Origin of the sequence: Acinetobacter sp. YH12129 (assembly GCF_013418685.1) — a bacterium.
GTDB lineage: Bacteria > Pseudomonadota > Gammaproteobacteria > Pseudomonadales > Moraxellaceae > Acinetobacter > Acinetobacter amyesii.
In genome coordinates this window covers 1-7,528 of record NZ_VPBP01000056.1, presented here as the reverse complement: position 1 = coordinate 7,528, position 7,528 = coordinate 1, and the positions used below count along the sequence as shown (strand labels likewise).

6 protein-coding genes and 2 pseudogenes are annotated in these 7,528 nt (G+C 41.6%); 5 read left to right on the top strand and 3 right to left on the bottom strand.

The window, feature by feature from the left end; translation table 11 throughout:
- Together FTU65_RS15765 and FTU65_RS15760 are read left to right on the top strand one after the other, a co-directional pair.
- Window positions 1–106, top strand: a pseudogene (locus tag FTU65_RS15765) (IS5/IS1182 family transposase); the annotation flags it as partial.
- Window positions 107–371: 265 nt separating this feature from the next.
- The gene (locus tag FTU65_RS15760) at window positions 372–683 is read left to right on the top strand and encodes an ankyrin repeat domain-containing protein (protein ID WP_180009621.1); all 312 of its coding nucleotides are present in this window, start codon (window positions 372–374) and stop codon (window positions 681–683) included.
- 68 nt (window positions 684–751) lie between these two features.
- Here FTU65_RS15760 and FTU65_RS15755 read toward each other — a convergent pair whose 3' ends face one another.
- On the bottom strand, window positions 752–1,351 hold the full coding sequence (locus FTU65_RS15755) for a type 1 glutamine amidotransferase domain-containing protein (protein WP_180067049.1): 600 nt from the start codon (window positions 1,349–1,351) through the stop codon (window positions 752–754).
- A gap of 443 nt (window positions 1,352–1,794) precedes the next feature.
- On the opposite strand from FTU65_RS15755, the gene FTU65_RS15750 reads away from it, so the two are divergent.
- A complete protein-coding gene (locus FTU65_RS15750; RefSeq protein WP_373683473.1) occupies window positions 1,795–2,970 on the top strand; it encodes a PQQ-dependent sugar dehydrogenase in 1,176 nt (391 codons plus the stop codon).
- Between the two features lie 92 nt (window positions 2,971–3,062).
- Here the strand turns inward: FTU65_RS15750 and FTU65_RS15745 are convergent, their stop codons facing one another.
- Entirely contained in the window at window positions 3,063–4,103 is a 1,041-nt protein-coding gene (locus FTU65_RS15745; protein ID WP_180005606.1) for a TauD/TfdA family dioxygenase, read from the bottom strand.
- A gap of 471 nt (window positions 4,104–4,574) precedes the next feature.
- Here FTU65_RS15745 and FTU65_RS15740 point away from each other — a divergent pair, with 471 nt between their 5' ends.
- The gene (locus tag FTU65_RS15740) at window positions 4,575–4,970 is read left to right on the top strand and encodes a tautomerase family protein (RefSeq protein WP_180005605.1); all 396 of its coding nucleotides are present in this window, start codon (window positions 4,575–4,577) and stop codon (window positions 4,968–4,970) included.
- Between the two features lie 489 nt (window positions 4,971–5,459).
- Window positions 5,460–6,749, top strand: a complete 1,290-nt coding sequence (locus FTU65_RS15735; RefSeq protein ID WP_180009618.1) for a glutamate carboxypeptidase — start codon at window positions 5,460–5,462, stop codon at window positions 6,747–6,749.
- Window positions 6,750–7,075: 326 nt separating this feature from the next.
- On the opposite strand, the pseudogene FTU65_RS15730 reads toward FTU65_RS15735, so the two are convergent.
- Window positions 7,076–7,408: pseudogene (locus tag FTU65_RS15730) on the bottom strand (NADPH-dependent FMN reductase); the annotation flags it as partial.
- Window positions 7,409–7,528: the final 120 nt, after the last annotated feature.

Below are 7,528 nucleotides of genomic sequence, written 5' to 3'. Positions count from 1 at the left end.
AACCTTCAAAATTCTTGCTGAGCGATATCGCAATCGAGGCAAAAGACTAGCATTGAGATTCAATCTAATTGCTGGAATTTATAACTTAGAGCTGAGTGAAAAATGACTTATGAAAGAAATCTATTATTCTTCCAAATAGTGATATCAGCCGATTACTGGAATCTGGAACTATTACACAAGCGGCTAAATTATCCATTCGTATTGAACGCGATAAAAATGGAAAATATTTATTAAATTCAAAGGAAACTGTGAATTACGCTTTAAATAGATTTGATAAAATTCGTTAAATAAACTGATTTATATGACCAATTCTGCCATGGTCATTAATTAACAAGCGATATTTATAGAAATTACAAATAGGTATTATGATCATGCAATTTAATTCTATCTCCCCAATCCCTGAAGACGATGAAGAACTGCATTTGCCTGAACTGGTGTACTGGTCATCTTTAGGTGAACTTGCAGAAGTCGAAAAATCATTGGCAAATGGCACAGACGTAAACTCTGCCGATGACGAAGGCTATAGCGCACTGCATGCAGCAGCAGAAAATGGCTATTTAGACGTAGTGAAGCTGTTGGTAGAGAAAGGTGCAAATGTACAGCATAAGACCCAATACACAGCATTAGAGCTTGCAGAAATGGCAGGCAATGATGATGTAGTGGCATACTTAAAAAATTTGTAAGCCATACATCTTATAAAGTAGATTCATAAAATACCCGCATGCAATATGCGGTTATTTTCATTTTATAATTATTGTTGCTGTTGCTGTTGCTGTTGCTGTTGCTGTTGCTGTTGCTGTTGCTGTTGCTGTTGCTCAAGCTCCTGCTGAATCGCTTGATTAAACGCAGGCAAGTCATCTGGACAGCGAGAAGTAATGAGCACCCAACCGCCCGTATTACAGCGGTGCACCTGCTCATCGACCCAATGTGCACCCGCATTTTCCAAATCCAAACGAATGCTTTTATAAGACGTCAGAGTTTTATCACGAATTCTTTCAGAATTAATGAGCGCCCAAGGACCATGACAAATTGCAGCAATAGGTTTTTGATGGTCAGCAAAGTTTTGAATAAGTCGCAGTGCATCTTCATCGATCCGTAGATGATCTGCATTGACAGTTCCGCCTGGAATTACTAACACATCATAGTCTTCAGCATTTACGTTGCTCAATTGGGCATTGGGTTGAACTTCAGCTTCGACCTTTTTGTCGGCTTTTACTGTTTGGACAACCGCATGTTTAATAGCGGCATGAATGGCTTCAATTCCCTTTTCATTTAAATAATTTAATGGTTGGATCAGCTCGTCATGTTCAACACCGACATTTGAAGTTATCACTAAAGCTTTTAAAGTCATGATTGACTCCTTGCAATGAGGATTGTCTACCACGCTAACAAGCTGACGGATTTGGGTATGTAATAATTTCGCAGGAAACTGTAAGAAGTTTTGACAGAGATGTTATGCGAAAGTTCTAGATTAGAGCGAACTTTTAAAAATCAGCTAGAAAAAGAAAACCCCAACATCCTGTTGGGGTTTTCTTCGTATTTCGTATTTTAGATACAACTCCATGTCATATCTCACGTCCTGATGCAGAAACTTATTGTTATTGTTTTATGTTTCGGAAACTTCCTGTTTCCTGATAACTGTAGATTAGGCCTGTTTGAATAAATTGAATAGCAGCAATTTTCTGCATGCCATGTAAGCCAAAACGTACAAAATTATTCTGTTACCTTTCCAAAGAAAAATCATCTGATTAATTGATTAGAATCAAATGATTATAAAAGGGAAGGGAACAATAAATGAAACAATGTATACAATATTTTCGAACGCCTAGCCTCATCGTCGGTATCTTGATGACAGCCGCATGCCATGCGGAAAACACCACAACTACAGCACAAGATCAAACACCAAGACAAGCTCAAAAATCGGCACAAATCCAGCAAGAACAACGCTTTAAAATACAAAAAATCGCTCAATTTAATGAACCTTGGGCGTTTCAACAACTCCCAGATGGACGCTTATTGCTAACTGAAAGAAAAGGTCAACTGATCATCTTTAACCCGCAAAATCAGCAGAAAATACAGGTGAAAAACCTTCCCAAAGTAGCCTATGGTGGACAAGGCGGCTTAGGTGATATTGCACTTGATCCACAGTTTGAAAAAAATCATCAGATATACCTGAGCTATGCAGAAGCAGGACAGGGCGGTTTTGGCGCTGTCATCGAAAAAGCCACATTAAACCTCAATGAAGCTGTGCCAAGTTTAAAACAGCGAAAAATCATTTGGAGGCAAATTCCAAAAGTAGAAGGTCAAGGCCATTATTCACACCGTATGCAATTTGGAACAGATGGAAAATTATGGGTGAGTTCGGGCGAACGTCAGAAGTTTGATCCTGCACAAGATCTGCAGTCAAATTTGGGTAAAGTGTTGCGCTTAAATAGTGATGGAACGCCTGCTGCGGATAATCCATTTCAGACCCAAGGCGAAGTTGCCAAGCAAGTCTGGAGCTTCGGGCACCGTAACCCTTTAGGCATGGCATTTGATGCAAAACAGCAGCTTTGGGTGGCTGAAATGGGCCCGAAAGGCGGTGATGAGTTAAATCTCGTGCAGCGAGCGAAAAACTATGGCTATCCGCATGTGTCGAATGGCGATCATTATGATGATCAACCGATTCCTGATCATCATACACGGCCTGAATTTGAAGCCCCTGCCATCAGTTGGACACCGGTGATTTCACCGTCGAGTTTGATGTTTTACCAAGGGCAAAAGTTCCCCTTGTGGAAAAATAAAGCGCTGATTGGTGGTTTGTCGTCTCAAGCAATCGTGATTGTGGACACAGCACATCAACCGGCAACAGAAATCCAGCGTATCGACATGAAACAGCGGATCCGTGGCTTGATTGAGGCCAAAGATGGCGCAATTTGGGGGATTGAGGATGGTGAAAAAGCATGGTTATTCAAAATTGAGCCAAAATAGCGACTAAAAAATAAACAAAAAATTCAAAAAATAAAAAAAAGCCCCTCCGGGGCTTCTCACATACAGGCCTGCACGAATTTCAAATCCGTCACCTAAGCCGCATAGTGCTCATCGGCATTAAATGCATTGGCTTGAATTTGAATTAATTTACGATTTCCTTGTTCTCCATTCATTCGCCAATGCGCAATTTTAATATTATCGACGATCGCAACATCACCTTTATGCCACTGCAAAAGCAGGGCATCTTTATACATCGCATCAAAAAATTGCTGCTTTTCGGCATCGCTCCATTCAATTTGTTGACCTTCTGGCGTGTAAATTTCCCAAGTCAGTTGCATGCCGTCCGCTGTCGAATCGATTTCAATCTCCCCGCGATTTTCAAAGCAATTTTTGGCCGCCTGATGGGCAAATGGATTGGTATTATTAGCAAAAGCCCACGGCTGAATCACATGCTTTTTCGTATCGGGGTGATGAATCACCAGTGGCGAACGCTGCAAGGTCAGTTTGGCTTTTTTATCTTGTCGAATCTCTAGACTAAACGGGCTCTTTTTCAGCAATAATCGGTCAAATAGCCCCACCTCGCGCGCCGAGACATAAGAAAAATGGTTCCATGCACCAAGATATTTTTCCTGTAGATGTTTCGGAAAATTCTCCCAAATCTGCTCTAAGTTATTAAATCCTGTTTCTGCCAAATACGTCGAAGGTTCCTGACAAAATAAGGCGATATAACGCGAGCGTTCTGAGCGCACGCCACCTTCAACATGTGGGCCTTGTACCGAGTTTTCGACTGGACCCAATTGCACTGTGTTGCGATCGATATAACGACGGTAGTCGCCTGCGCCGAGCAATTTCTCGCTGTATTTTCGCATCCAAGATGCAACCCAGCTGGGCATGTTGGGGTTAAATGCATTCCATGGCGTAAACTGAAAATATTGTTCAATCAGTTGGTTAAATTGTTCGGGTTGCTCGATGTTAAAACCACGGAACAGCAAGATGCCATTTTCATGGATTTGTTGTAAAAGCTCTTGTCGATGCGCGCCAATATATTGTGCAAGATCTTGCGGGCTATTGTGTTCTGGAGCGGCATGAAAAATGCGGGTAAAACTATTCAGTTGTTGCTGTTGCAATTGCATAGGTCATTCTCTAATTTTTTAATTCAATTTTTATTGTTGTCGCCTAATCCCTAAGCGCTGACAGTTCGAGCTGCTGAACTCGCAGCCGTTATTCTGTCTAAAATCTCTGCCGATTATAAGTACAGTTTTACTGTTGCGATGTAAGTATTGTTGATAAATTGCGATTTTTCGACGAATAGAGTGCGATAGCTGAATGAATGACGACATGAAAAAAGCCCTCGACATCCTATCGAGGGCTTTTTAGATTCATTCTAAAGATATGACTCCTGTCATACCGATCAGCGTTCCTGCTGCATGTGCATTATTTATTTTTATTGCAAGACATCCTGTCTCTGTATGTTCTTACTATAGGCGCGTTGCTGTTGAGGCCATAGGCGTAAATACTGCAAGCGCTGTAGGTAAATGCCTACAGCAGAACGTCGCTAAATCCTGCTAGTGTAGTGATTTAAATAACAACAATGAGTTTCGCGCATGCCTGCAACACAAATCGATATACGGATGCAATACAGCATAGAACAAGAACAACAGTTGATAAATGCTGTCTTTGACGCCTTACAACAGAGTTTTCAACTACCTTCATATGACCGCAATATGCGTTTGCAAGTGCATGCGCCACATCGGTTTCAGGTGTTTGATCATTTGACGCAGCCTGAGCGCTTTACACATATCACCATTGATTGTTTTGCGGGACGAACCGTAGCAACCAAGCGTAAGTTATATCAAATGTTGGTGCATAATTTGGTGGAATTTGGCATTCCAGCCGACCATATCATCATAACATTACGTGAAAGCCCTCTAGAAAATTGGGGGATACGAGGTGGTCAAGCCGCTTGTGATGTCGATTTAGGTTTTCAGGTCGATGTTTAGTCTGTGCAAATACATGGAATGTTGCTTTCACATCGCCTAAACGAAAAAAGCCCCGACATCCTGTCGGGGCTTTTTCGGATTCATTCTAGCGGTATAACTCCTGTCCTACCGTAAGCTTCCTGCTCATTGTCTTATCATTGTTGTTTTATGTTCAGTGACATCCTGTCGCTGTATGACCTTAATATAAAAGTAATCCAATAACGTGAATAGTGTCTATTATCCGCATCTGATGTAAGCCAAAACGTACAACACCTAAATTATCATTCTGTCCGTCGCGTCAATATATTGCACAGCATTAAGGCTCTCGATCGTTAGATCTATGTATCCATATTGATCTAAACCGCTTTTAAAACAGCAGGAAGCTGGTTTTGAAGTGACTAAAAGCTTTATCAGCGGTGTTACATATTTTTGCGATTAATTGGTTGAATGGTGAACTAATTTATCAGACATTAAAAATTCATAATGAAAAATATACAGGGAATAAGATCGATGCTAAGAATACTTACACAACAACTGACGACATCAAATCTTCAGCTCGCATTAGGCTGCGTTATTGCGCTTAGTGCTTCAGCAAGTTGGGCAGCATCTCCACAAGAGATTAAGCAAATTGCGGAAAGTCAAAAGCAAAGTTATTTAGAGACCTTGAAAACCTTGGTCAATATTGAATCTGGCAGTAAAGATATTGAGGGTTTGAATCAAATTGCTAAGGTGGTCGCAGAGCAATTAAAAGCCACAGGGGCTGAGGTGAACGTGATTCAGCCCAAAGACATCATGAAACTCGATGGTGCGCCAGATCAGACAGGGCCGATTGTCAAGGCGGTACTGAAAGGCAAAGGTAAAACGAACATTATGTTGTTGGCACATAATGATACGGTGTATCAAAAGGGCCAATTACAAGGTCAACCGTTTCGTATAGATGGTAATAAAGCCTATGGTTTAGGTATTTTGGACGACAAGCAAGGTGTTGCTGCAGTGATTCATGTCTTGGATATGCTGAAACAGCTGAAGTACCAAGATTACGGCACCATTACGGTGTTAATTAATTCAGATGAAGAAATCAGTTCACCCGGCTCGCGCCAATTGATTATGGATACAGCTCAAAATCAGGACGTTGTCCTCTCCTTTGAAACCGGTGGTTTAGAGGGAAGTTTGATGTTAGCCACTAGTGGGATTGGTGCGGCTTATTTAGATATTAAAGGGCGGGGTTCGCATGCGGGGGTAAAACCTGAAGCAGGGGTCAATGCCTTGACAGAACTGGCTTTTCAGATTCAACAATTAGAAAATCTATCCAATCCGAAAACGGGTTTAAAGCTGAATTGGACTGTTGCGACGGCTGGAAAAACCCGAAATGTGATTCCTGACCATGCGACAGCGCAGGCAGATGCTCGTTCCTTAAAACCACAAGATTTTGCTGAGTTGGAAAAAACCTTGAAGCAAAAAGTCAAAACCAAAAAATTGGCGGAAAGTCAGGTCGAGGTCAAATTTGAAGTCCGTCGACCACCTTTAGAAGCCAGTCCACAAGCCAAAAAATTGGCCGCGACAGCCCAGCAGATTTACACAAACGAATTAAAGCTGCCGATGAAAGTTGAAACGACCGCTTGGGGTGGTGGTACTGATGCCGCTTTTGCTGGGGTTAGTTCGAGAGCCGCGATCATTGAGGGACTAGGCATGTCAGGTGATGGATTACATTCAGATAAAGCTGAATATATTTTGACAGATTCTATCGTACCGCGTTTGTACCTGGTGACGCGTTTAATTGTGGAGAGTTCTAAAAAGTAATCGTATCCGATTGGGTGAGACCCATTGAGCCATGGCCCTGAGTTCGGTTGTGGCTCATGTTAGAGCTATTCTTGTGTAGCATTTGAAATGAAAAAAGCCTCGACATCCTGTCGAGGCTTTTTTCAGATTCATTCTAGCGGTATAACTCCTGTCCTACCGTAAGCTTCCTGCTTAGTCTTATCATTGTTGTTTTATGTTCAGTGACATCCTGTCTCTGTATGTTTTAACTTTATCGTGGATGATGCATGGCGTATAGCTGCCATCTGCCGAAAATAATGTAAGCCTGAACCTACAAAAGGCGGCATTTATCACGCGAACGGCAATAATTAAGCACTCACATATTGCAGTAATTTTTTGAAAATCCCTTTAACCGCTTTGTTGTCAAATTCATTCGGTTCGAATTTATCTGTTTGATTACGCGTGAAAATGTCACGAATTTCAACTACAGCATTACTGTCAATTAAGCCCAATTGAGTTGCCACTTGGCGAATTTGATCAATCGAACGTGAACCATTGGTGCCTCCATAGCTAACGTATGCCGCAGGTTTTCCGCCCCATTCTTTACCGAGGTAATCCAATGCATTTTTGAGCGCAGGGCTGTAGCCGTGGTTATATTCAGGGCTAATGAAAATAAATGCGTCGCCTTGCGCGATTTTATCAAATGGAGGGTAAAACTCAGTCCTTCAGGTCAGAGATATAAGCGACACGACATGAAGTGTCGTTTGATTTAACTAAGGACTATTTTCCTTGAGTTTTGATTGTTAATATAAGTACATGAA

Bases quoted from the DNA above. Each gene is read 5' to 3' on its own strand.
- FTU65_RS15760 (WP_180009621.1), top strand. From the start codon at position 372: ATGCAATTTAATTCTATCTCCCCAATCCCTGAAGACGATGAAGAACTG.
- FTU65_RS15755 (WP_180067049.1), bottom strand. From the start codon at position 1,351: ATGACTTTAAAAGCTTTAGTGATAACTTCAAATGTCGGTGTTGAACAT.
- FTU65_RS15750 (WP_373683473.1), top strand. From the start codon at position 1,795: ATGAAACAATGTATACAATATTTTCGAACGCCTAGCCTCATCGTCGGT.
- FTU65_RS15745 (WP_180005606.1), bottom strand. From the start codon at position 4,103: ATGCAATTGCAACAGCAACAACTGAATAGTTTTACCCGCATTTTTCAT.
- FTU65_RS15740 (WP_180005605.1), top strand. From the start codon at position 4,575: ATGCCTGCAACACAAATCGATATACGGATGCAATACAGCATAGAACAA.
- FTU65_RS15735 (WP_180009618.1), top strand. From the start codon at position 5,460: ATGCTAAGAATACTTACACAACAACTGACGACATCAAATCTTCAGCTC.